Origin of the sequence: Azorhizophilus paspali, from assembly GCF_043587585.2 — a bacterium.
Taxonomy (GTDB): domain Bacteria; phylum Pseudomonadota; class Gammaproteobacteria; order Pseudomonadales; family Pseudomonadaceae; genus Azotobacter; species Azotobacter paspali.
Genome location: NZ_CP171449.1, coordinates 4,121,425 through 4,144,870, shown reverse-complemented (window position 1 = coordinate 4,144,870; position 23,446 = coordinate 4,121,425). Strand labels below are relative to the sequence as shown.

The 23,446-nt window shown below is 66.2% G+C and carries 25 protein-coding genes and 1 pseudogene; 16 read left to right on the top strand and 10 right to left on the bottom strand.

Annotation, left to right across the window (positions count from 1 at the left end):
* Positions 1-59 precede the first annotated feature (59 nt).
* The 4 genes from ftsY to rpoH all read left to right on the top strand — a co-directional run bounded on the left by ftsY (position 60) and on the right by rpoH (position 4,047).
* Complete coding sequence (gene ftsY, locus ACGI6K_RS20155) at positions 60-1,415, top strand: signal recognition particle-docking protein FtsY (protein ID WP_376944654.1); 1,356 nt, start codon at positions 60-62, stop codon at positions 1,413-1,415.
* Positions 1,412-2,080: a cell division ATP-binding protein FtsE gene (gene ftsE, locus ACGI6K_RS20150; RefSeq protein WP_376944653.1), complete on the top strand. Its 669-nt coding sequence runs from the start codon at positions 1,412-1,414 to the stop codon at positions 2,078-2,080. Before ftsY ends, ftsE begins: the two co-directional genes overlap by 4 nt.
* On the top strand, positions 2,080-3,087 hold the full coding sequence (gene ftsX, locus ACGI6K_RS20145) for a permease-like cell division protein FtsX (protein WP_376944652.1): 1,008 nt from the start codon (positions 2,080-2,082) through the stop codon (positions 3,085-3,087). Before ftsE ends, ftsX begins: the two co-directional genes overlap by 1 nt.
* Positions 3,088-3,192: 105 nt before the next feature.
* The gene (gene rpoH, locus ACGI6K_RS20140) at positions 3,193-4,047 is read left to right on the top strand and encodes an RNA polymerase sigma factor RpoH (RefSeq protein WP_376944651.1); all 855 of its coding nucleotides are present in this window, start codon (positions 3,193-3,195) and stop codon (positions 4,045-4,047) included.
* Positions 4,048-4,129: 82 nt separating this feature from the next.
* On the opposite strand, the gene ACGI6K_RS20135 is transcribed toward rpoH, so the two are convergent.
* A complete protein-coding gene (locus ACGI6K_RS20135) occupies positions 4,130-5,707 on the bottom strand; it encodes an ABC transporter substrate-binding protein (RefSeq protein WP_376944650.1) in 1,578 nt (525 codons plus the stop codon).
* A 327-nt stretch (positions 5,708-6,034) separates the two neighbouring features.
* On the opposite strand from ACGI6K_RS20135, the gene rpmB reads away from it, so the two are divergent.
* The 4 genes from rpmB (at position 6,035) to ACGI6K_RS20115 (ending at position 9,254) form a co-directional block, all read left to right on the top strand.
* On the top strand, positions 6,035-6,271 hold the full coding sequence (rpmB, locus tag ACGI6K_RS20130; protein WP_376944649.1) for a 50S ribosomal protein L28: 237 nt from the start codon (positions 6,035-6,037) through the stop codon (positions 6,269-6,271).
* A 10-nt stretch (positions 6,272-6,281) separates the two neighbouring features.
* Positions 6,282-6,437: a 50S ribosomal protein L33 gene (gene rpmG / locus ACGI6K_RS20125; RefSeq protein ID WP_012703270.1), complete on the top strand. Its 156-nt coding sequence runs from the start codon at positions 6,282-6,284 to the stop codon at positions 6,435-6,437.
* Between the two features lie 132 nt (positions 6,438-6,569).
* Complete coding sequence (locus tag ACGI6K_RS20120; protein ID WP_376944646.1) at positions 6,570-8,063, top strand: aldehyde dehydrogenase; 1,494 nt, start codon at positions 6,570-6,572, stop codon at positions 8,061-8,063.
* Positions 8,064-8,120: 57 nt separating this feature from the next.
* The gene (locus ACGI6K_RS20115; RefSeq protein ID WP_376944644.1) at positions 8,121-9,254 is read left to right on the top strand and encodes an MFS transporter; all 1,134 of its coding nucleotides are present in this window, start codon (positions 8,121-8,123) and stop codon (positions 9,252-9,254) included.
* Here ACGI6K_RS20115 and ACGI6K_RS20110 read toward each other — a convergent pair.
* Complete coding sequence (locus ACGI6K_RS20110; RefSeq protein ID WP_376944642.1) at positions 9,246-10,562, bottom strand: NAD(P)/FAD-dependent oxidoreductase; 1,317 nt, start codon at positions 10,560-10,562, stop codon at positions 9,246-9,248. The two genes, ACGI6K_RS20115 and ACGI6K_RS20110, sit on opposite strands and share 9 nt — an antisense overlap.
* A gap of 10 nt (positions 10,563-10,572) precedes the next feature.
* Positions 10,573-11,061, bottom strand: coding sequence for an Lrp/AsnC ligand binding domain-containing protein (locus ACGI6K_RS20105; protein WP_376944640.1), 489 nt, complete (start codon positions 11,059-11,061; stop codon positions 10,573-10,575).
* A 134-nt stretch (positions 11,062-11,195) separates the two neighbouring features.
* On the opposite strand from ACGI6K_RS20105, the gene dadA reads away from it, so the two are divergent.
* The 5 genes from dadA (at position 11,196) to ACGI6K_RS20080 (ending at position 15,168) form a co-directional block, all read left to right on the top strand.
* Positions 11,196-12,494: a D-amino acid dehydrogenase gene (gene dadA / locus ACGI6K_RS20100; protein WP_376944636.1), complete on the top strand. Its 1,299-nt coding sequence runs from the start codon at positions 11,196-11,198 to the stop codon at positions 12,492-12,494.
* Entirely contained in the window at positions 12,469-12,822 is a 354-nt protein-coding gene (locus ACGI6K_RS20095) for a RidA family protein (protein ID WP_376944634.1), read from the top strand. Before dadA ends, ACGI6K_RS20095 begins: the two co-directional genes overlap by 26 nt.
* 59 nt (positions 12,823-12,881) lie before the next feature.
* Entirely contained in the window at positions 12,882-13,967 is a 1,086-nt protein-coding gene (gene alr, locus ACGI6K_RS20090) for an alanine racemase (RefSeq protein ID WP_376944632.1), read from the top strand.
* An 89-nt stretch (positions 13,968-14,056) separates the two neighbouring features.
* Entirely contained in the window at positions 14,057-14,605 is a 549-nt protein-coding gene (locus ACGI6K_RS20085; protein WP_376944631.1) for a cupin domain-containing protein, read from the top strand.
* Between the two features lie 125 nt (positions 14,606-14,730).
* Positions 14,731-15,168, top strand: a complete 438-nt coding sequence (locus ACGI6K_RS20080) for a c-type cytochrome (RefSeq protein WP_376944630.1) — start codon at positions 14,731-14,733, stop codon at positions 15,166-15,168.
* A gap of 196 nt (positions 15,169-15,364) precedes the next feature.
* Here the strand turns inward: ACGI6K_RS20080 and ACGI6K_RS20075 are convergent.
* From ACGI6K_RS20075 to ACGI6K_RS20065, 3 genes and pseudogenes are all read right to left on the bottom strand, one after another.
* Positions 15,365-15,937, bottom strand: a pseudogene (locus ACGI6K_RS20075) (xanthine phosphoribosyltransferase).
* 117 nt (positions 15,938-16,054) lie between these two features.
* Positions 16,055-17,062, bottom strand: a complete 1,008-nt coding sequence (locus ACGI6K_RS20070) for a catalase family peroxidase (protein ID WP_376944628.1) — start codon at positions 17,060-17,062, stop codon at positions 16,055-16,057.
* A 199-nt stretch (positions 17,063-17,261) separates the two neighbouring features.
* The gene (locus tag ACGI6K_RS20065; protein WP_376944626.1) at positions 17,262-17,468 is read right to left on the bottom strand and encodes a hypothetical protein; all 207 of its coding nucleotides are present in this window, start codon (positions 17,466-17,468) and stop codon (positions 17,262-17,264) included.
* 586 nt (positions 17,469-18,054) lie between these two features.
* Here ACGI6K_RS20065 and ACGI6K_RS20060 point away from each other — a divergent pair.
* The 3 genes from ACGI6K_RS20060 (at position 18,055) to ACGI6K_RS20050 (ending at position 19,088) form a co-directional block, all read left to right on the top strand.
* Positions 18,055-18,237, top strand: coding sequence for a hypothetical protein (locus ACGI6K_RS20060; RefSeq protein WP_376944624.1), 183 nt, complete (start codon positions 18,055-18,057; stop codon positions 18,235-18,237).
* Between the two features lie 149 nt (positions 18,238-18,386).
* Positions 18,387-18,668 (top strand): hypothetical protein, encoded by a 282-nt coding sequence (locus tag ACGI6K_RS20055; RefSeq protein ID WP_376944622.1) that lies wholly within the window; start codon positions 18,387-18,389, stop codon positions 18,666-18,668.
* Positions 18,669-18,803: 135 nt separating this feature from the next.
* Positions 18,804-19,088 (top strand): hypothetical protein, encoded by a 285-nt coding sequence (locus tag ACGI6K_RS20050; RefSeq protein ID WP_376944620.1) that lies wholly within the window; start codon positions 18,804-18,806, stop codon positions 19,086-19,088.
* Positions 19,089-19,179: 91 nt separating this feature from the next.
* Here ACGI6K_RS20050 and ACGI6K_RS20045 read toward each other — a convergent pair whose 3' ends face one another.
* From ACGI6K_RS20045 to ACGI6K_RS20030, 4 genes are all read right to left on the bottom strand, one after another.
* Complete coding sequence (locus tag ACGI6K_RS20045) at positions 19,180-19,857, bottom strand: thermonuclease family protein (RefSeq protein ID WP_376944618.1); 678 nt, start codon at positions 19,855-19,857, stop codon at positions 19,180-19,182.
* A gap of 201 nt (positions 19,858-20,058) precedes the next feature.
* Positions 20,059-22,068 (bottom strand): DNA helicase Rep, encoded by a 2,010-nt coding sequence (gene rep, locus ACGI6K_RS20040; protein WP_376944616.1) that lies wholly within the window; start codon positions 22,066-22,068, stop codon positions 20,059-20,061.
* Positions 22,069-22,166: 98 nt separating this feature from the next.
* Complete coding sequence (locus tag ACGI6K_RS20035; protein ID WP_376944614.1) at positions 22,167-22,895, bottom strand: pirin family protein; 729 nt, start codon at positions 22,893-22,895, stop codon at positions 22,167-22,169.
* A gap of 49 nt (positions 22,896-22,944) precedes the next feature.
* Positions 22,945-23,367, bottom strand: coding sequence for a DoxX family protein (locus ACGI6K_RS20030; RefSeq protein ID WP_376944612.1), 423 nt, complete (start codon positions 23,365-23,367; stop codon positions 22,945-22,947).
* Between the last annotated feature and the right edge of the window lie 79 nt (positions 23,368-23,446).

The following is a 23,446-nucleotide window of genomic DNA, read 5'->3' as shown; positions in this document are numbered from 1 at the left end:
TGACTTCGCCGGCGGTCGAGCCCGCCGGTTTCATCGTCCCCATGAGATAAGCCGTCTGCATGTTTGGTTCAAACGACGACAAGAAGCCGGCCGAGGCCGGAGAGAAGAAAGGCCTGTTCGGCTGGTTCCGCAAGAAGGAGCAGGCCACATCGGCGCCCGCTCCCGAGGCAGAGGTTCCCGCGCTCGGCAGCGAGCCGCCGCGGGCCGTCGAGATCCCGGAGGCGGCCGAGCCGCAGCCGCCCGTCACCGAAGCGCCGTCGGCGACCGTCGAGTCGTTCCCCCCGGACGCCGTGGTGGAGTCGACCGATGTGCCGTCCGCGCCGCCACCGGCGGCTGGAGCGGCCATCGCCGAGGCCGAGGAGGAAGCGGTCTTCTCCAGCCGCTGGCGCGGCGCTGCCCATGGCGCGCCGACGCCCGAGCCGGAGCGTCCCGTCGAGGCCGAGACGTCGGTTCCGCTTGCCCAACCCGCGCCGCGGCCGAACAAGTCCGGCTTCTTCGCCCGTCTTCGCCAGGGGCTGGCCAAGACCGGCTCGACTCTCGGCGAGGGCATGGCCAGTCTGTTCCTCGGCGAGAAGGCGATCGACGACGAACTGCTGGAAGAGCTGGAAACCCGCCTGTTGCTCGCCGACGTCGGCGTCGAAGCGACCACCGCGATTATCCAGAGCCTGACCCAACGGGTGGCGCGCAAGGAGCTGGCCGACAGCGAAGCGCTGTACCATGCCCTGCAGGAAGAGCTGACCGCGCTGCTCAGGCCGGTCGAGCAGCCGCTGATTCTCGAATCCGAACGGCGGCCTTACGTGATCCTGGTGGTCGGCGTCAACGGCGTTGGCAAGACCACCACCATCGGCAAGCTGGCCGCGCGTCTGCAGCAAGAAGGCAGGAAGGTCATGCTCGCCGCTGGCGACACCTTCCGCGCTGCCGCTGTCGAGCAACTGCAGGTATGGGGCGAACGCAACCGGATTCCAGTGATCGCCCAGCACACCGGTGCGGATTCCGCCTCGGTGATCTTCGACGCCCTGCAGGCCGCCAAGGCGCGCGGCATGGATGTGCTGATCGCCGACACCGCCGGCCGCCTGCACACCAAGGACAATCTCATGGAGGAGTTGAAGAAGGTTCGCCGGGTGCTCGGCAAGCTGGACGAGGCGGCGCCCCACGAAGTGCTGCTGGTACTGGATGCCGGTACCGGGCAGAACGCCATCAACCAGACGAAGCAGTTCAACCAGACGGTGGAGATCACTGGCCTCGCGCTGACCAAGCTGGACGGCACCGCCAAGGGCGGGGTGATCTTCGCCCTGGCCAGGCAATTCGGCCTGCCGATCCGTTACATCGGGGTCGGCGAGGGCGTCGATGATCTGCGCGACTTCGCTGCCGAGGAGTTCGTCCGCGCGCTGTTCGCGGAGAAGCCGGCGCAATGATCCGCTTCGAACAGGTCGGCAAGCGCTATCCCAACGGCCATGTCGGGCTGCACGAACTGAGCTTCCACGTGCGGCATGGCGAGTTCCTCTTCATCACCGGCCATTCCGGCGCCGGTAAGAGCACCTTGCTGCGCCTGCTGCTGGCCATGGAGCGCCCGACTAGCGGCAAGCTGCTGCTGGCCGGACAGGATCTGGCGGGCATCAGCTCCGCGCAGATTCCCTTCTTGCGCCGGCAGATCGGCGTGGTATTCCAGAACCACCAATTGCTGTTCGATCGCAGTGTGTTCGACAACGTCGCCCTGCCGTTGAGGATTCTCGGCCTGCGCAAGGACGAGATCGCCCGGCGCACCCTGCTCGCCCTGGAGCGGATCAGTCTGCAGGACAAGGTCGAGCAATTTCCGTCCGACCTCTCCATTGGCCAGCAGCAGCGGGTCGGCATCGCCCGCGCGGTGGTCCACCAGCCGGCCCTGCTGCTGGCCGACGAGCCGACCGGCAACCTCGACCCGCGCCTGGCCGTGGAAATCATGAAGGTGTTCGAGGACATCAACCGTCTCGGCACCACGGTACTGATCGCCAGCCACGACCTGGCGTTGATCGCGCGCATGCGTCACCGTCTGCTCACTCTGCAGCGCGGGCGCCTGATCGCCGATGGGGAGGCCGCCTGATGAGCGACTCCAACGTGCCCGAGCCACGGCCTTCCGAACGGGTCGGCGCCCTGCCCAGGCAGGCGCCGAAGAGCACCGAGCCGGATTTCTCCACGCTGCTGTTGGCCTGGCTGGACAGCCACTGCGCCAGCTTGCTCGACAGCCTGCGCCGGCTCGCGCGGCAGCCTTTGGGCAGTTTCCTCACCTGTCTGGCGATGGCCGTCGCCCTCAGTCTGCCCATGGGGCTGTCGCTGCTGCTCGGCGACATCAAGCGGCTCGGTGGCTCCTGGCAGCGCGCTGCGCAGATCTCGCTGTACATGCAGATGGATGTGGACGATGCGGCGGGCGAGCGCCTGCGGGCGAAAATCGCCGAACTGCCGGAGGTGGCCGAGGCCGAGTGGATCGGCCGCGAGCAGGGGCTGGAGGAGTTCCAGCGCCAGTCGGGGCTTGGCGAGGCGCTGCGGGGGCTGCCGGAAAACCCGCTGCCCGGGCTGATTCTGGTCACGCCCCGGCAGATCGACAAGGCTGGTCTGGAAACCCTGCGCGAGTACTTGGCGGATCTTGCCGGCGTGCAACTGGCGCAGCTCGACCTGCTCTGGGTCGAGCGTCTCGGCGCGATCCTCGCGCTCGGCGAGCGTTTCGTCTTCGGCCTTAGCCTGCTGCTGGTGCTGGCCCTTCTGCTGGTGATCGGCAACACCATCCGCCTGCACATCGAGAACCGCCGCAGCGAGATCGAGGTGATCAAGCTGGTCGGTGGCACCGACTGCTACGTATGCCTGCCCTTTCTCTATATGGGCACGTTGTATGGCTGTGGCTCCGGGCTGTTGGCCTGGCTGGTGCTGGCCTACGGACTCGACTGGCTGAATGCGGCGGTGTTGCAGCTGGCCGGGCTCTACAGCAGCGACTTCGCCCTTAGCGGAGTGCCGCTGGAGGATGGTCTGTCGCTGCTGCTGGGGGCTGCCCTGCTCGGCTATGTTGGTGCCAGGCTGGCGGTGGCGCGGCACCTGAGCGAATTAGCACCGCGCTGAGCCGCGGGGCGGCTCGCGTGCTTTGCCGCAGAGCTTTTGCGATGGCTTGCAGTCGAATATCCTGATGCTACACTGCCAATTCCCCAGTGTAGTCGGAGGATTCGCATGACCACTTCTCTGCAGCCTGTTCCCGCCCTGGTCCCAGGAGCCAACCTGGAGGCCTACGTGCATGCGGTCAACAGCATCCCGCTGCTGACGGCCGAACAGGAGCGCGAACTGGCCGACCGTCTCTACTACCAGCAGGACCTGGACGCTGCGCGTCAAATGGTGCTGGCGCACCTGCGCTTCGTCGTCCATATCGCCCGCAGCTATTCCGGTTATGGTCTGGCCCAGTCCGACCTGATCCAGGAAGGCAACGTCGGTCTGATGAAGGCCGTCAAGCGTTTCAACCCGGAAATGGGCGTGCGCCTGGTGTCCTTCGCGGTGCACTGGATTCGCGCCGAGATCCACGAGTTCATCCTGCGCAACTGGCGCATCGTCAAGATCGCGACCACCAAGGCGCAGCGCAAGCTGTTCTTCAACCTGCGCAGCCAGAAGAAACGCCTGGCCTGGCTGAACAACGAGGAGGTCGACGCCGTGGCCGAGAGCCTGGGCGTCGAGCCGCATGAAGTGCGCGAGATGGAAAGCCGCCTAAGCGGCCAGGACATGGCCTTCGACCCGGCCGCCGATGCCGACGACGATAGCGTCTTCCAGGCGCCGGCCCATTACCTGGAAGACCAGCGCTACGATCCGGCGCGCCAGTTGGAGGAGGCCGACTGGAGCGACAGCGCCGCAGCCAACCTCCACGAGGCCCTGGAAGGACTCGACGAGCGCAGCCGTGACATCCTTTATCAGCGCTGGCTGGCCGAGGAGAAGGCCACCCTGCACGACCTGGCGGCCAAGTACAAGGTTTCCGCCGAGCGCATTCGCCAGTTGGAAAAGAGCGCTCTGAACAAGCTCAAGGGTTCGATCCTGGCATAGCCTCCTTTCCCGTGGGGATAACCGCGCAGCATATTCACGGACGGCAGCGCTGTTGCCGTCCTCGCGGATTTCTCCCTTTCTCTCAGCGATCCAGTCGTACCTTGCCGAAATCCTGGCGTCCGAACGGGTTGGCCCTGTAGCCCTCGACGCCCTTACGCAGCAGTACGGCGGCGGTGGGGTGGGCCAGCGGTATCCAGAGCGCCTGTTCATGGATCAGCTTCTGCGCTTCCTCGTATAGCCGGGTGCGTTCCGCCTGGTCGCCGCTGCGCTTGCCTTCGGCGATCAGTCGGTCCAGTTTCGGGTCGCAGTAGCGAGCGAAGTTGAGTCCCGACTCGACCGAGGCGCAGGCGAACTGCGGGGTGAGAAAGTTGTCCGGATCGCCGTTGTCGCCGGCCCAGCCCATGAACAGCAGATCGTGTTCGCCGGCCTTGGCGCGGCGTATCAACTCGCCCCACTCGATCACCCGGATCTCCGCCTGGATGCCGATCTGGGCGAGGTCGGCCTGCAGCAACTGGGCGCCGAACGTGGGATTGGGGTTGAGCAGGCTGCCGCCGGGGCGTGTCCAGATAGTGGTCTTGAGGCCCCCCGTCAGCCCGACGCCGGCCAGCAACTCGCGGGCCCTGGCCGGGTCGTGGGGATAGCCCGGCAGGTCGCTGGCATAGCTCCAGGTGGTAGGCGGATAAGGCCCTTGGGCCGGCTGCGCGCTGTTTTCGAACACCGCTTTCAGGTAGCTGGTCCTGTCGAAGGCGAGGTTGATCGCTTGACGCACCGCGGCTCTGTCCAGCGGCGGGTGCTGGGTGTTGAGGGCGACGAAGGCGGTCATGAAAGCCGGCGTGGCAGCCACCGCGAGACTCGGATCGTTTTGCGCCGCGCGCACGTCCTGCGGTTTGGGCGACAAGGCAATTTGGCATTCGCCGCGGCGCAGGCGCTGCAGACGCACATTTGCATCCGGCGTGATGGCCAGTACCAGCCCGTCGACCGCGGGCTTTCCGGCGAAGTAGTCGGGGTTGGCCAGGTAGCGCACCAGTGCGTCCTTCTGATAGCGCTTGAGAACGAAGGGACCGGTGCCGACCGGCTGGCTGTCGAGTTTCTCCGGCGTACCGGCGGCCAGCAGCCGGGCGGCGTACTCGGCCGAGTAGATGGAGGCGAAGCCCATGCTCAGAGTGGCGAGGAAGGTGGCGTCGGGACGGGCGAGGGTGAAGCGCACGTGCAGCGGATCGACGGCCTCGACCTTGCGGATCAGTTCGCCGAGCTGCATCGACTGGGCGTGCGGATAGCCGCTCGGTGCGCTCCGGTGCCAGGGGTGACCGGGGTCGAGCATGCGCTGGAAGCTGAACAGCACATCTTCGGCGTTCAAAGTCCGGCTCGGGCTGAACCAAGGCGTGTGATGGAAGGCCACGCCCTCGCGCAGCCGGAACTCGTAGACCAGGCCATCCGTGGAGACTTGCCAGCTCCTGGCCAGGCCGGGCTGCAACTGGCCGCTCTGCGGATCGAATTCGACCAGGCGGTCCATCAGCACGTCGGCGGAGGCATTGGTGGTGGTCAACGAGTTGTAGCGCACCACATCGAATCCCTCGGGGCTGGCCTCGGTGCAGACGACTAGGCTGGCGCCCTGAGCCAGCAGCGGGGCGAACAGCAGAGGGAGAAGGGCGAGGCGCATGCGGGGCTCCTGCGATGGCTGAAGGACGGGCCTTCCGACGAAAGAACCTACCCTAGACCAAGCGGTAGAGGGGAGCAATGCGAGGAGGCCGCGGCAATCCGCGCGGGACCGGGCGATTCTTGCTCCATGGGGGGCTTTCTGATATAAAGCAGCGCTCTTTTCTAGGGGCCCGCTTCCTGCGTTGCCAGCGACAGCCGGTCAGACCCCGATGAATCGTGGTGCAGCGGGCGTGCGGAGCCTTTCGTACGGACCGCGAGGCGCCGAATGACTGAAAGATAAGCGGCCAACCCATGCCGGGTTGGGCATGTGGTTTTTGAGGGCTGAGGCATGTCGAGAGTCTGTCAAGTGACCGGTAAGGGTCCGGTTACCGGGAACAATATTTCCCACGCGAACAACAAAACCCGTCGTCGTTTCCTGCCGAACCTGCAGCATCACCGCTTCTGGGTCGAGTCCGAGAAGCGCTTCGTGCGTCTGCGCATTTCCGCCAAGGGCATGCGTATCATCGACAAGCGCGGTATCGACGTAGTGCTGGCCGAGCTGCGTGCTCGCGGCGAAAAGGTTTGAGGAGAGAATCATGCGTGAACTGATCCGTCTGGTGTCCAGCGCCGGTACCGGCCACTTCTACACTACCGACAAGAACAAGCGCACCACCCCCGACAAGATCGAGATCAAGAAATACGATCCCGTCGTGCGCAAGCATGTGATCTACAAGGAAGCCAAGATCAAGTGATCGGTCCGGCTGCCTGACGCAGAAGCCCGCCTTTTGGCGGGCTTCTGTATTTTCGGGCTCCGCGTCCGTATTGAAAGCCTCGGGGGCGGGGGGTAGGGTGTCCGGATCGCTCCAGTGACGAGAGGATGCCCCATGACTACACCGACGCGCAGCGACTGGGAAGAACGTGCCCGCAGCCTGATTATCGAGGGCCGCGCCTTCGTCGACGGCCAATACCTGCCGGCCACCGATGGCGCGACCTTCGATTGCCTGAGTCCGATCGACGGACGCCTGCTGACGCAGGTGGCCAGTTGCGCGGTGGCCGATGCCGATCTGGCGGTGGCGGCGGCGCGGCGCAGCTTCGAGAGCGGCCGTTGGTCGCGCCTGGCACCGGCCAAGCGCAAGGCGGCGATGATCCGCCTGGCCGAGCTGCTGGAAATCCACTGCGAGGAACTGGCCCTGCTGGAAACCCTGGACATGGGCAAGCCGATCAAAGATTCGCTGAGCGTCGACGTGCCGGCCGCGGCCCGTGCGCTGCGCTGGAGTGGCGAGGCGATCGACAAGCTCTACGGCGAGGTGGCGGCGACTCCCGACGATGAATTGGGGCTGGTCACCCGCGAGCCGGTCGGCGTGGTGGCGGCCATAGTGCCGTGGAACTTCCCGCTGTTGATGGCCTGCTGGAAGCTCGGGCCGGCGCTGGCCACTGGCAACTCGGTGGTTCTCAAGCCCTCGGAAAAGTCGCCGCTGACCGCTATCCGCCTCGCCCAACTGGCGCTCGAGGCGGGCATTCCGCCCGGCGTGCTCAACGTGCTGCCGGGCTACGGCCACAGCGTGGGCAGGGCGCTGGCGCTGCACATGGACGTCGACTGCCTGGTGTTCACCGGTTCGACCCGGGTCGCCAAGCAATTGATGATCTACGCCGGCGAATCGAACATGAAGCGCATCTGGCTGGAGGCCGGCGGCAAGAGCCCGAACATCGTCTTCGCCGACGCGCCGGATCTTGCCGCCGCCGCCGAGGCCGCGGCGAGCGCGATCGCCTTCAACCAGGGCGAGGTGTGCACCGCCGGTTCGCGCCTTTTGGTCGAGCGCTCGATCAAGGAGGCGTTCCTGCCGCTAGTGCTGGAGGAGCTGAAGGCCTGGCAGCCCGGTCACCCGCTGGACCCGGCGACCAACGTCGGCGCCCTGGTAGACCGCCAGCAACTGGACACCGTGCTCGGCTACATCGAGGCCGGGCTGGGCGAGGGCGCCAACCTGCTGGCTGGCGGCCGGCGCATCCTCGAGGAAACCGGCGGCACCTATGTCGAGCCGACGGTGTTCGACGGGGTGAGCAATGCGATGAAGATCGCCCGCGAGGAAATCTTCGGCCCGGTGCTTTCGGTGATCGCTTTCGACACCCCGGAGGAGGCCGTGCAGATCGCCAACGACACCAGCTACGGCCTGGCTGCGGCGATTTGGACCCGCGACCTGTCCAAGGCCCACCGCACCGCTCGGGCACTGCGCGCCGGCAGCGTGTGGATCAACCAGTACGACGGTGGCGACATGACCGCGCCGTTCGGCGGCTTCAAGCAGTCCGGCAACGGTCGCGACAAGTCTCTGCACGCCTTCGACAAGTACACCGAGCTGAAAGCCACCTGGATCAAGCTGTGAGGGCTCCGTCCTGACATGACTTGTCCAGAATCCTTGCCGGCTCCGCTGGCGGCAGCCATGCCCTGGGCTAGCTATTTCGCCGTCTGCGCCGCGGTGGTCAGCGTCGGGTTGGCGCTCGGCCTGAGCTTGCCGCTGGTTTCCCTGCGCCTGGAGAGCTGGGGACATGGTTCCTTTGCCATCGGTGCGATGGCGGCAATGCCGGGCATCGGCGTGCTGCTCGGCGCCTCCCTGGCCGGACGCCTGGCGACGCTCTGCGGCGCGGCGCGGCTGATGCGCCTGAGCCTGCTGGTCGGGGCGCTGTCGGTAGCACTACTGGCCGTCTTGCCGAGCTATCCGCTATGGCTGCTGCTGCGCCTGTGGCTTGGCGTGACCCTGACCCTGGTGTTCATCCTCGGCGAGAGCTGGATCAATCAGTTGGCGGTAGAGGCCTGGCGTGGCCGGCTGGTGGCGCTATATGGCACCGGCTACGCGCTGAGCCAGTTGTCCGGGCCGCTGCTGCTGACCTGGCTGGGAACCGCTGGCGATGCCGGCTTCTGGGGCGCGGTGCTGCTCATGCTCGGCGGCGCTCTGCTCCTACTCGGCGCGCATGGCGCGCCGCGGATGGAGGCCCGCGAGGTTGGCGGGCTCAGGCTGTTCGGTTTCTGCCGGCAGTTGCCGACGGTGGCTTGGGCGGTGGTGCTGTTCGCCTCCTTCGAAACCATGATCCTCACCCTGCTACCGCTCTACGGCCTGCGCCAGGGGCTGGAGCAGACGACCGCGCTACATCTGGCCAGCACCGTGGTGATCGGCGATGCGCTGCTGCAACTGCCGCTCGGCTGGCTCGCCGACCGGCTGCCGCGCCAGGCGTTGTTCCGTATCTGCGGCCTGGTTCTGCTGCTAGCTAGTCTGGCGATTCCGGCATTGCTGCGAAGCGCATTCATCTGGCCGTTGCTGATCCTGTTCGGCGCCAGCGCCGGCGGCCTGTTCACCCTGGCCCTGATCCTCGTCGGTGAGCGCTTCCGCGATGCGGCGCTGGTCTGTGCTAACGCCCAGGTGGCCCGCCTGTGGGGTATCGGCTGCCTGCTCGGGCCGCTTGCCACCGGCGCGGCCAGCCAGTGGCTGAGCGGTCATGCGCTGCCGCTCCTGATGGCCGTCGGCGCGGCCGGTTTCCTTTTGCTCGCCGCGCGTCGCCCGGCATTCGCTTCAGAGTAGCTCCCGGAGCCGGCACCACAGCATGCCGAGGGCCAGCAGCGGCGCACGCAGGCGGGGGCCGCCGGGGAAGGTGCGGTGCGGCACCCGGGCGAACAGCTCGAAGCCGTGGCGGTGTTGTCCGGCGATGGCTTCGGCGAGCAGTCGGCCGGCCAGGTGGGTGGCGTTCAGCCCGTGACCGGAGTAAGCCTGGGCGTAGTAGACGTTGGGCTGTCCGGACAGGCGGCCGATCTGCGGCAGGCGATTGGCGCCGATGCCGATCAACCCGCCCCACTGGTAGTCGATCCGTACCCCGGCCAGTTGCGGGAACACTTCGAGCATCTTCGGCCGCATGTAGGCGGCGATATCCCGCGGGTCGTGCCCCGAGTAGTGGCAGGCGCCGCCGAACAGCAGGCGGCGGTCGGCCGACAGGCGGAAGTAGTCGAGCACCGTGCGCATGTCGCTGAATGCCAGGTTCTGCGGCAGCAACTCGGTGGCCAGAGTGGGGGAGAGCGGCTCGGTGGCGATGATATAGCTGCTGGCCGGCAGCACTTTGCCGGCCAATTCCGGCTCCAGGTTGCCGATATGCGCGTTGCCGGCGAGCACCAGGCTGGCGGCACGGACCCGGCCGCCGGCGGTGTGCACGCAGACTTCCTGGCCGTGATCGATCCGGAGCGCTGCCGAGCGCTCGAACAGGCGCACGCCGAGCGAGCGCGCCACGGCGGCTTCGCCGAGCAGCAGCCTGAGCGGGTGCAGGTGGCCCGAACCACGGTCCAGCAGGCCGCCACGGTAGCGCCGTGAGCCGATCGCCTCGTGCATCCGCTCGGCTTCCAGAAGGCGTAGCTCGTGGCGATAGCCGAGGGTCTGCAGTTCGGCGCATTCGGCCTTCAGATGTTCGAGGTGCCGCGCCCGAGTGGCCAGCTCGCAGTAGCCCCAGGTCAGGTCGCAGTCGATGGCATGGCGCTCGATCCGCTGGCGGACGATCTCCAGAGACTCCAAGCCCAGCAGCTTCAGGGCACGGACGCCGTCCGCGCCGAGCAGCGGACGGAAGCGTTCGAGGTCGTGGCCGAAGCCGCGGATCAGTTGCCCGCCGTTGCGTCCACTGGCACCCCAGCCGAGCACGCCGGCCTCCAGCAGGATCACCGAGAGGCCGCGCTCGGCCAATTCGAGGGCGGTGTTGATGCCGCTGAAGCCGCCGCCGACCACGCAGACGTCGGCCTGCCGTTCGCCTTCCAGGGCGGAAAACTCCGCTCGCGGCCCGGTCGTGGCGGCGTAGTAGGAGGGCGCGTGTCCGTCGTCGGCGGTGGACGTGCCCGGCAATGCTGCTTTCATCACTGGCTCCTCATTCCAGTACTGGCAGTTCGAGGCTTTCCTTGACTTCTTCCATGACGATGTAGCTCTTCGATTCGCGCACATGGGGGAGCTTGAGCAGGATGTCGCCGAGCAGCTTGCGGTAGGAGGCCATTTCCGGGATGCGTGTCTTGAGCAGGTAGTCGAAGTCGCCAGATACCAGATGGCATTCCAGTACCTGGGGCAGCTTCAGCACCGCCCGGCGGAACTCCTCGAAGATATCACCGGACTTGTACGCCAGGCTGATCTCCACGAACACCAGCAGGCCAGCCTTCAGGTACTGGGGATTGAGCCGCGCCGCATAGCCGAGGATGAAGCCTTCGCGCTCCAGGCGGCGGACCCGCTCGGTGCAGGGTGTGGTGGACAGGCCGACCCGCTCGCCCAGCTCGGTGAGGGAGATACGTCCCTCTTGTTGCAGGATGCGCAGGATGTGGCGGTCGATCCGGTCCAGTTCGAGCTGGCTCTGGTGCTGGACTCTCATGAGGAGTTCTCCTGGCGAAAGCGTTCGCCTTCGGAAAAAAGTCTGAATATCGGTCCCGAAACAGTGAAAGCCACTGGTTTTGGCTTCTTATACTGTAGGCATTCAAGGTTTTCAGCTCTCACGGAGAGACCGTTATGCGCGTACTGGTACTTGGCAGCGGGGTAATCGGCACCACCACGGCCTACTATCTAGCCCAGGCCGGTTTCGAGGTGGTGGTGGTCGACCGCGCCGAGGCTCCGGCCATGGAGACCAGCTTCGCCAACGCCGGCCAGGTGTCGCCAGGCTACGCCTCGCCCTGGGCAGCTCCCGGCGTGCCGCTCAAGGCACTCAAGTGGCTGTTCGAGCGCCATGCGCCGTTGGCCATCAGGCCGACCGCGGACTGGCGCCAGTACCTCTGGCTGGCGCAGATGCTGCGCAATTGCACCGTCGGGCGCTATGCGCTGAACAAGGAACGCATGGTGCGCCTGTCCGAGTACAGCCGCGACTGCCTCGACGAACTGCGCGCCGAGACCGGTATCGACTATGAGGGCCGCCAATTGGGTACCACCCAGTTGTTCCGTACCCAGCGGCAACTGGATGCGGCAAGCAAGGACATCGCCGTGTTGGCGCGCTCCGGTGTGCCCTACGAACTGCTCGACCGCGCCGGCATCGCCCGCGTCGAGCCGGCGCTGGCCGGCGTCGCCGACAGGCTCGCCGGCGCCTTGCGCCTGCCCAACGATCAGACCGGCGACTGCCACCTGTTCACCACCCGCCTGGCGGAACTGGTCGCCGGCCTGGGCGTGGAGTTCCGTTTCGGCCAGAGCGTCGAGCGTCTGGAGCGCGACGGCGAGCGCATCGTCGGCGTGCGCATCGACGGCCGCCTGGAAAGCGCCGACCTCTACGTGCTGGCCCTCGGCAGCTATTCGCCGCGGTTGCTCGCGCCGCTGGGCATTCGCGCGCCGATCTACCCGCTCAAGGGTTACTCGCTGACCATTCCCATCGTCGATCCGGCCATGGCGCCGACCTCGACCATTCTCGACGAGACCTACAAGGTCGCCATCACCCGCTTCGAGACGCGCATCCGCGTCGGTGGCATGGCCGAACTGGCCGGTTTCGATCTGTCGCTGAATCCCCGCCGGCGCGAGACTCTGGAACTGGTGGTGGGCGATCTCTACCCACGGGGCGGCGATCTGGCCCGCGCCGAATTCTGGACCGGCTTGCGTCCGGCCACCCCGGACGGCACGCCGATCGTGGGGGCGACCCGCTACCGCAACCTGTTCCTCAACACCGGGCACGGTACACTGGGCTGGACCATGGCCTGCGGCTCCGGCCGCCTGCTGGCCGATCTCATGGCGCGCACGCGCCCGCAGATCAGCGCCGCGGGCCTCGATATTTCCCGCTACGGCAATTCCCAGGAGAACTCCACCCATGTCCATCCGGCGCCTGCGAACTGAAGCGCGCTACAGCGAAATCGTCGTCCATGGCGGCACCGTCTACCTGGCCGGGCAACTGGCGGACGACTACGGCGTCGGTATCGAGGAGCAGACCCGGCAGACCCTGGCCGGCATCGACCGGCTGCTCACCGAGGCCGGCACCGACAAGTCGCGGCTGCTCTCGGTGACCATCTACCTGAAGGACATGGCCGCCGACTACGCCGGCCTCAACGCAATATGGGACGCCTGGCTGCCGGCCGGCTGCGCGCCGGCGCGCGCCTGCGTCGAAGCCGGACTGTACGACGGCGATGCCCGGGTGGAGATGTCGGTCGTCGCCGCGCTGCCGTAACCGAAACCACGACCCACGCCGGAGCCCTGCCGCTTCCGGCCAGCAATCCGAGACAAGCCATGCGCCCCGCCCGTGCCCTGATCGATCTCGCCGCCTTGCGGCACAACTACCGCCTGGCCTGCGGGCTGGGTGGCACCCGCGCCCTGGCGGTGGTCAAGGCCGACGCCTACGGGCACGGCGCGGTGCACTGTGCCCGCGCCTTGGAGGCGGAGGCCGAAGGTTTCGCGGTGGCTTGCATCGAGGAGGCGCTGGAGCTGCGCGAGGCCGGCATCGCCGCGCCGATCCTGTTGCTCGAGGGCTTTTTCGAGACCGCCGAGCTAGAGCCGATCCAGCGCCACGACCTGTGGTGCGTGGTGCATTCGCCTTGGCAACTGGAGGCCATCGAGCGTACCGCGCTGACGTACCCCTTGACCTGCTGGCTGAAGCTCGACTCCGGTATGCACCGGGTCGGTTTTGCGCCAGCCGACTACCGGGCGGCCCACGCGCGCCTCATGGCCAGCGGCAAGGTGGCGAGGATCGTCGCCATGAGCCATTTCGCCCGCGCCGACGAACTCGACTGCCCACGGGTCGCCGAGCAACTGGCGCAGTTCGAGACGGCAACCGCCGGCCTCGTGACGGAGTTCAGCCTGCGCAACTCCCCGGCGCTGCTCGGCTGGCCGCAACTGTTTCGGCATGGCCATGGGAGCGAATGGCTGCGGCCGGGGATCATGCTCTACGGGGCCACGCCCTTCGAGCGCTATCAAGAGCAGGCGGCGCAATTGCGGCCGGTAATGACCCTGGAGTCCAGGATCATCGGCGTGCGCGAGCTGCCGGCAGGCGAACCGGTGGGTTATGGCGCGCGTTTCGTCGCCTCGCGGCCGACCCGCGTCGGAGTGGTGGCCATGGGCTATGCGGACGGCTACCCGCGGCATGCGCCGAACGGCACCCCGGTCGCCGTCGACGGCCGACCGGCGCAACTGATCGGCCGGGTGTCGATGGATATGCTCACCGTGGATCTCACCGACCTGCCCCAGGCCGGACTCGGCAGCCGGGTCGAGCTGTGGGGCGCCCAGGTGCCGGCCAGCGAAGTGGCGGCGGCGGCCGGTACCATCGCCTATCAATTGTTCTGCAACGTGCGGCGGGTTGCCCGCTTCTGGCTGGACTGAACGAAATTTACGGCATGGCGTTGTAAATACTGAACGGCGTTGCCATCATTAGGCGCAATTCGCTCAGGCTTCCCGAGAGGAATCCCGCCTTGGACGTCGGTGTTCGACTGCAATCTATACGCAAGCTCAAAGGCCTCTCCCAGCGTGAACTCGCCAAGCGCGCGGGCGTCACCAACAGCACCATTTCGATGATCGAGAAGAACAGCGTCAGCCCCTCGATCAGTTCCCTGAAGAAAGTGCTCGGCGGTATTCCCATGTCGCTGATGGAGTTCTTTTCCCTCGATCTGGAGGTGGAAGCCAGCGCCCCGGTGATCTATCGCGCTGCCGAGCAGGCCAAGCTGTCGCACGGGCTGCTGAACATGCGCCTGATCGGCAAGGATCATCCCGACCGGGCACTCACCTTCCTCTCGGTGACCTATCTTCCGGGGGCCGACAGTGGCGAGGCGCTGCTGCTGCGCGACGGCGAGGAAGCCGGCATCCTCGTCGAAGGGCGCCTGGAGCTGCAGGTCGGCGAGCAGCACTATACCCTCGAGAGCGGCGACAGCTACTACTTGGTGGCCGGCCAGCCGCACCGTTTCCGCAACCCCTTCGAGACTCCGGCGCAACTGATCAGCGCCGCCACTCCGGCGCATTTCTAGCGGCGCGCCGAAGTTCTCGGCAACAACTCCGTCTTGTATCGGCTTGTTTCAGCCTGTCTTTTGTAGGGTTATACTCCCGCGCGCTCGCGAAAACCCGTGGCCGCGGGTGCACGTAATCAGCCACGATGAGGGGGGTAAGGGTGAATCTGATCAAGATGTTGGCGGCACCGGTCGCCGTGTTGTCCTTGTGGGCGGCGGGCGTCCAGGCCGCGACCGACGCGGAAATCGCCGAGCGTCTCAAACCGGTCGGCGAAGTCTGCGTGGCCGGTCAGGAATGCAAGGGCGTCGCTACCGCTGCCGCCGCTGCCGCCGGCGGTGGCGCGCGCAGCGGTGACGATGTTGTCGCCAAGTACTGCAACGCCTGCCACGGCACTGGCTTGTTGAACGCGCCGAAGGTTGGCGACAGCGCCGCCTGGAAGACGCGCGCCGATGCCAAGGGTGGCCTCGACGGCCTGCTTCAGTCGGCGCTCTCCGGCCTCAACGCCATGCCGCCGAAAGGCACCTGCGCCGATTGCTCGGACGACGAGCTGAAAGCCGCCATCGGCAAGATGTCCGGTCTCTAACCGCGGCTCGGCCGAAGACGAAGCCGCCTGTATAGACGATGTGAGAACCTAGCGAGCGAAGGTCGGGCAAGGCGAGGTCGGGCGAGGAAGCGCAGTTTACGGGCCGTAGACGAGCATTTGGGGCTCGATTTCAACGCAGCACGACCGGGCGTAGTGGTTGTCGCACAGCCTGTGTGGGCGGCTTCGTCGTTTCCGCTCACTCCACGAAGCTGACCTGGCCGCCCGCGAGCGAACCGATCCGTGCCAGGGACTCGACCCGGTAGCCCTGTTCTTCCAGCGCCCGGCGTCCGGGCTGGAAGGATTTCTCGATGACGATGCCGATCCCGACCAGCCGTGCTCCAGCCTGGCGGACGATGGTGGCCAATCCCAGCGCAGCCTGGGCGTTGGCCAGGAAGTCGTCGACGATCAGGATGCGCTCGCCGGTCGCCAGATGGCTGGCGGAAATGGCCACGGTGCTTTCCACCTGCCTGGTGAAGGAATAGACGCGGGCGGTCAGCAGGTCATCGGTCAGGGTCAGCGAGCGGTGCTTGCGGGCGAAGACCAGCGGCACGTCCAGCTCCAATGCAGTCATCAGCGCCGGTGCGATGCCCGACGTCTCGAGGGTGATCACCTTGTCGATGGCCTGGTCGCGAAAGCGCCGGGCGAACTCCTGGCCGATCTGCCGCATTAGTTGCGGATCGACCTAATGGTTGAGGAAAGCATCCACCTTCAAGACCTGCTCCGAGAGCACACTGCCGTGTTCGCGGATCTTCCGTTTCAACTGCTCCATGAGCCTGCCTCGGGCCGCTGCCCGCCTGGGAAAGTCTGTGGGTGCACAGTACAGGGTGGCGCGGCGAGCCGGAAGTGCCCCGCCGGCACGCTGTCCCCGCGCTGGCAGGACCGGCCGTCACTGCCCGGCCTGGCGCTTGGCGAAGGACACCGCGTAGGCAGGGGAGCGAAAGCGCAGGATGGGATCGTCGGTCGGGGCGATGCCCTCGGCCATCACCAGCGGGTCGAAGTTGATCTTCTCGCAGGCGGCGCCCTTCTGCGGCATGGCGGCGGTCAGGACCAGGGTGCCGGCCTTCACCTGCTCGCGGTTCTCCGGCCAGGCCACCGTAGGGTCGTTCTCCGGGTCGCCAGGCTGGCCGATGCTCACCAGCATGTCCCAGCGCACCGGACCCTGGGCGGTGCGCTGAATCAGCCGCTCTTCGAGGAAGTCAGCCGGCAGGGTTTCGAGTTCCTCGTCGGACAGGCTCTTCTCGCCATCCTCGGGCACGAAGCGCCAGCGCACTAGGGTGGCCTTGCCGGTGGCATCGACGAACGTAAAGGTATGGATGCCGAAGTAGCTGCCGTTAGCGAAGCTCGGCGGCGGGTTGTGCTCGGCGAGAAACCGCGCCTGCGCCCAGCTGTCCGGGTGGCTGGCCCGGAAGGCCGCGAGCTTGGCCGGATCGGGCTTACCGGTGGTCGGGTCGGGCTTCAGGGCAAGGATCTGGTCGAGGACGGTCTTCGGCTGCGCCGCGCCGAAGACCGGAGTATCGAGCATGGTCATGTGTTGCAGGGCGCCGCCGGGGAGGCGGAACTCCAGGGCCATGCCGCGAACGCTTCTGGCCGTGTCGGGCACCTTCGGGTTGCCGCCCGGCAGCGAGAAGCGTGCGACGACTGGCACGGGCTGTCCGGAGAACAGCGCCGAGCGCGACCAGGCGGCCGCGGCGGGCAGGCCGACGAACTCGCCGCTCGCGCAGGTGCCTTTGATGTGGTTGCGCCGCTCGCCCGGGGTCACGCCGAAGGTGTCCTCCAGAGCGGCGACCACCTGCGCCGGGGTCACCTCGTCCTGCGCCGCCATGCCGAAGGGGGCGGCCAGTCCCAGTCCGGCGGCCAGCAGCCAACCCGGTAGATCCTTGTTCTGCATCTTCATTCGTTTCCTCGCATGGTTCCATTGAAGAGCCGCCCCGGCGGGCACGCCTCCCTTCATGCCAGCAGCCGGCTGCGGATATGGCAAGGCCGACCGCATGACGCATGGCATGTGGCGGATGCCGGTCTGGCCGGAATGGCTCGGAGCTGTGTTCGGGGCGAGGCGGTTGGCGTTCGGCGAGGGAGAGGTTGTTCCCTGGGTTCTAGCAGGCGTCCCAATGAACTGGATGGGCCTGCGACTTTTCGAGCCGGTCGGCCTCGGCTAGCGCCAGGGCTTCCGAGTCCCATATGGCTTCCGAATAGCGTATGACCTTGCTCTCGGTGTCGTGGAAGATGAGGTCGAAGGTCGGGCCGCTATATTGAGCGGAAATGTCGCGAACTTGGAAGCGACGGGAAAGTGGGGAGGTCATACCGGCTTTCATCATTTTTATCGATCGTTTTTCCATGGGGGGCGCAGGCCGGACTGTTCCAACAGTCGTTCGACCTGGGATGGTTTCGGCAATCCGGTGTCCGCACGCAATGTCATTCGGACAGACAAGCGTCCGGAGGGTAGCAGCTCCGGCGGACGGGAGACGGCGTGCGGGCCGTCGCCGTTTCTATAATTCCCGTTTTTCTCCGGGCCGTCGCGCTGGAGTGCGCGCTGGCGAAGCTTCCGGCCGACCTTCCTGGTCAGACCGTGCCGACCTGCCAACGCGGAAGCGACTGTAGCGTGGCAGCCGTCTTGCATAAATCCGCAAGGCTCTCAAGCCGTTGTAGGCGATGTCTTACAGACCGAATGCCGACCGTCTCTAGTCCCGTCGGTTCGCCGGAGACTGGCGATGTATTTGCATGCGACCGGGGGACTGCCGAGGTTTGCACGCCACGATGGGGCCGGCGCTTTCCTGCTCCGTGCTTCGTCCTCCCATCGTGCGTAGCAGGGAGCTGTGAACGCAGCGGTCATTCCCGATCAATCTGGCCGCCTGGTCAAAGCAGGCGGCTTCGGCTGTGGAGGTAGGCATGACCTCTTTCTTACCGACCGATCCCGAGGCCAAAGCCCGGCAACTGGCCAAGCGCGGGCACGAGAACTACCGATTGGCGCGCGAACTGGAACAGCGGGGGTTAGGGCTCATGGCTACCTATCTACGCCGCTATGCCGAATTGCAGTTGAAGCAGGCGCGGGAATTGAGACACAAGGAGTGAAGGCCCTGCGAAGTGCACAGATCGTGCGATGAATTTGTCGGGATCGTCCGCCAGTCTCCACGTTCCGGGGCTGGCCAATTTCTTGCCTGAACATCATGGCTTTCCGAGAGCTTGAAGAGGGTGCGGGCTTTTCCCGAAGGAGCGCGAAATTGAAGCCAGTAGTGGTTTTTTTCGAAGCCCTGGTCGAGTGGGCCGACGATCCCCGCAGTTGGATCCGATTCCTGCGTCAGGCAGGGCTCACACTGAGCGTCATCGGCGTCCCGTACGCCTGTTCGGGTCTCTACCATGACAATGCGCAGCGCCACGTGGACGTGGCTCTGGACATGGCCATGGAGGACTGCGCGCTCAATCGCATGGTCGTGGCCGATGCCTATGCGCTGCCCCAATACAAGGCTTGCGTGAAATCTTTGGTGCACCGTTACGGTCGTTGAGCGGGATGCGATGGCCGGATCCGTAGCTGTATGAGCGCCCGCTCGTTCGGGGCCGTTGTCTTGCGCCAAATCATCGTGGCGGACCCGCTTACTTGCTAGCTTGGTTCCCTCAGCACGCCAAGGAGGGCAAGCCAAATGGTGCTCACATTCATCCTTTATGTTTCGTTCATGTGCGGCGGCCTGTTCGTGGCCGGCCTGTGCGCAGGATGCTGGACAGGCCGGACGTCCCGTTCGAAGGCCGGCCTGAACCTGGAGGATGTGGCCGACGACGCGGGGTTGTTCCAGGGCTGGGACGGGCTGCCGGCCGCGGAGCAAAAGTGCCGCCTGGGTCTGTATCGGCAGCGGGTGCTGCTGCAGAGCGCGGAGCGCGACAGAGCCTGGCTGCGGGCGCAGCGCAAGGAGTACGCGAAGGGGTGGTGACTCGGGAGAGCCCCGCGTCGAGCGGGGCGCTTGCCCGAGTGGCGGCCGGATGTCCTGTGACGAGGACTATCGCTGTCCGGCTGAACGATGCCTATTTGCACAGCGACTCGCAGGGCACGCCGTCGCGATCGCCGTCGAGGCTGCGCGGCCCGCAGTTCTCCACGTAGAACTTGGCCTCGCCGCAACTGCTCATTTCCTCGCAGAAGCGCTTCCCGTTGCAACGCAGGCCGCTGGCTGTCTGGCCTTTGGCGATCATGTCCAGGCTGGCTTCGCTCGGCGCCGGGTGTTCGTTCCAGCCCAGGGCGCGCCACTCCCAGGGCGGAACCCGTTCCGCCCTGGGAAGGGCCCATAGGCCACGCTTGTCCGCCTTGGCCTGGCTCTCCAAAAGCGCGAGGCTCCTGTTTTCGTCGTGTCGGGAACTGCTCCAGGCGCCACCCTGACTGACCAGTTCGGCATTGACGTCGCGCGTGCCGACACGGGCCCGCGCCACCAGGCGGCCATGATGGTCGGTCTCCTGCACTTGCAGGGCGACCTTCCGCTCGAGCACCAGTTCGCTCAGCATCTGGCGGGATTTGTCGCCATGGGGCTGCTTGGCTTCCGGCGCGTCGATTTCCACCAGCCGGATGCCGATCCGTTTTTCGGTGTCGGTCAGGCAGGTGAAGGCGTCGCCGTCGAGTACCTCGATCACGCGGCAGGAAATGTCGCTGGCGAAAACGGGCGAACTGGCGAAGCCGAGCAGCAGCGGGATCGCGAGCAATCTGGAACGCATGATACCTCCTTGCAAAAAGGCGGATTGCCGAGGGCTTCTAGTCTCTCGGAATGGAGTGCGGGTACGGGCGATGGCCGCGGCCATCATTCGATCCGACCGCCGAGCGGGACAAAAGTCCTCGAAGGGCGCTGGGCGATGACCCGGCCGGGCATCGGCGCCAGCCCGGCAGGCGCCGCCGGCTGCCCGAGGAAAGCGGTACGCTCAGCGCTTGAGCATCGCCCGGATATCGGCCAGCGCGCTCTTGCCTCGTGCTGCCTTGGCTTCCACCGGCGCATCCTCCTGGCCTTCCCAGATCAAGTCGTCCTGCGGCAGTTCGGCGAGGAAGCGGCTGGGCGCGCAGTCGATGATCTCGCCGTACTGCTTGCGCCTGGCGGCGAAGGTCAGCGCTAGGTTCTGCCGGGCGCGGGTGATGCCGACGTAGGCCAGGCGGCGCTCCTCCTCGATGGTGTCGGCTTCGATGCTAGAGCGGTGGGGGAGGATTTCCTCCTCCACGCCGATGATGAACACATGGGGAAATTCCAGGCCCTTAGAGGCATGCAGGGTGAGCATCTGCACACCCTCGGCGCCTTCCTCTTCCTCCTGCTGGCGCTCGAGCATGTCGCGCAGGACCAGCTTGCCGATGGCTTCCTCGATGGTCATCCCGCCGTCCTCGTCTCTTTCGAGGGTATTCTTCAGTGCTTCGACGAGGAACCAGACGTTGCCCATGCGCACATCGGCGACCTTGTCGCTGGAGGCGTTCTGGCGGAGCCAGTTCTCGTAGTCGATGTCCATCACCATGCTGCGCAGGGCGGCGATCGGGTCGTTCTGCGCGCACTGCCGGCGCACGCCATCCATCCAGCGGACGAAACGCACCAGGCGCTCGCAGTAGCGGCCGTCCAGGTGGTCGGCCAGCGCCGGGTCGCCGGCGGCCTCGTACAACGAGAGGTTGCGCTCGCCGGCATGCTGGCCGAGCTTTTCCAGGGTCGCCGAGCCGATCTCGCGACGCGGTACGTTGATCACCCGGAGGAAGGCGTTATCGTCGTCCGGGTTGACCAGCAGGCGGAAGTAGCTCATCAGGTCCTTCACCTCCTGGCGAGCGAAGAAACTGGTGCCGCCGGAGAGGCGGTAGGGAATCTGGTGGTGCTGCAGCTTCATTTCCATCAGCCGCGACTGGTAGTTGCCGCGGTAGAGGATGGCGAAGTCGCTGTAGGGCCGGCCGGTCTTCAGGTGCAGGGTGAGGATCTCCATGGCTACCCGCTCGGCCTCGGCCTCCTCGTTGCGGCAGCGGATCACGCGGATCTCGTCGCCGTGACCCATCTCGCTCCACAACTGCTTGTCGAACACGTGGGGATTGTTGGCGATCAGCACGTTGGCGCAGCGCAGGATGCGGCTGGTCGAGCGGTAGTTCTGTTCGAGCATCACCACCTTCAGCGAGGGATAGTCCGATTTCAACTGCATCAGGTTTTCCGGGCGGGCGCCGCGCCAGGCATAGATCGACTGGTCGTCGTCGCCGACCACGGTGAACTGGTGGCGTATGCCGACCAGGAGCTTCACCAACAAGTACTGGCTGGCGTTGGTGTCCTGGTATTCGTCGACCAGCAGGTAGCGGATGCGCTGTTGCCATTTCTCCAGCACCTCGGGCTGGCTCTCGAAGAGTTTCACCGGCAGCAGGATCAGGTCGTCGAAGTCGACCGCATTGTAGGCCTTGAGGGTGCGCTGATAGTGCAGGTAGACGATGGCGGCGTTCTGCTCGCGGGGATTGCGCGCGCGGGACAGGGCCTGGTCGGGGAGGATCAGGTCGTTCTTCCAGGCGCCGATCTGCTGGATCACCTGGTCGGCGCCGTCGTCGCCGGCGTATTCCTTCTGCATGATGTCGGCGACCAGGGTCTTGATGTCGCCCTCGTCGAAGATCGAGAAGCCGGGTTTGTAGCCGAGTCGCGCGTGTTCCCTGCGGATGATGTTGAGGCCGAGGTTGTGAAAGGTGGAGACGGTCAGTCCCTTGCCTTCGGCGCCGCGCAGCAGGCTGCCGACGCGCTCCTTCATCTCGCGGGCGGCCTTGTTGGTGAAGGTCATGGCGACGATGTGGCGGGCCTGGATGCCGCAGTGTTGAATCAGGTAGGCGATTTTGCGGGTGATTACGCTGGTCTTGCCGGAGCCGGCGCCGGCGAGCACCAGCAGCGGGCCGCCGACGTAGGTCACGGCTTCCTGCTGGCGGGGATTGAGTCGGGACATGGCGGGCCTCGCGAGACGGGACGGCCGGGCATTCTAGCAGTCCCGGCCGGACCTTCGGCGGGAGCGGCCCGCCGTCCGGATCGCCGGCCCGCCGCCGTTCACGGCCGCTGCGGCAGCTCGTTCGGGCGCAGGTCGAAGACTAGCACCTCGGCCTGCTCGCCGGCGGCGAACTCCAGCCGCTCGGCGTGGCGAATGCGCAGGCCGTCGCCCGCTTCCAGGCGCTGGCCGTTGACGCTCAGGGTGCCACGCGCCAGGTGCACATAGGCGTGGCGCTGGCCGTCGAGTTCCAGCGTAGCCCGTTCCGCGCCGTCGAATAGCCCGGCGTAGACCCGCGTATTCTGGTGGATGCGCAGCGAGTCTGCGGCGCCGTCCGGCGAAAGGATCAGGCACAGCCGGCCGCGCTTGTCCGCACTGGCGAAGTGCTCCTGCTGGTAGCCCGGCGCCAGGTCCCTGGTGTCCGGCAATATCCAGATCTGCAAAAAGTGCACCGGCTCGCGGTCCGAGGCGTTGAACTCGCTGTGCGCGATACCGCTGCCGGCGCGCATCAACTGGATGTCGCCGGGGCGGATCAGCGAGCCGTTGCCCAAGCTGTCCCGGTGCTCGAGGGCGCCGTCGAGCACGTAGGAGAGGATTTCCATGTCCCGGTGCGGGTGGCGGCCGAAGCCTTGGCCGGGGGCGACGCGGTCGTCGTTGATCACCCGCAGGTCGGAGAAGCCGATCTGTTCGGGATCGTGATAGTCGGCGAAGGAAAAGCTGTGGCGCGATTGCAGCCAGCCGTGGTCGGCCCGGCCTCGTTCGTTGGCGCGACGCAGTTCGGTAGTGATCATAAGGGGCTCCCCGGTCGAATGCGGCCCGGCCGGAGCCGGGCGGTGGTTTTCAGGCTTGGGCGACGCGGCGGCCGCTGCGGGCATCCAGGCTCAGGGCGCCGGGGCCGAAGGCGGCCACCTGCAGCAGGCCGCCGGCGATCGCCAGGTTCTTCAAGAAGTGGATGAACTGGTTCTGGTCGCCCAACTGGTTGTGGAATATCAGGGCCGTCGCGATGCTGAAGCCGGCCATGACCAAGGCGACCAGGCGGGTGCGGTAACCGAGCAGCAGCGCCGTGGCGAAGCCCAGTTCGACCACCAGCGCGGCCGCCAAGGCTAGCGCGGGCAAAGGCAGGCCAATACTGCCGATGTAGCCGAGCGTGGCAGCCGGAGCGGCGGCCTTGCCCAGGCCGCTGACGAGGAATAGCGAGGCGAGCAGGGCGCGGCCGATGAGGGGGGTGGCGCCGTGGAGGTTGGTGGGGAGCGAGAAAGTCATGTCGGTATCTCCGGGTTGATGAAGCAGTGTCTTGCGCTGTGAGTACAGATTAGTGTCTCTTCAGGATTCGATTGAGATG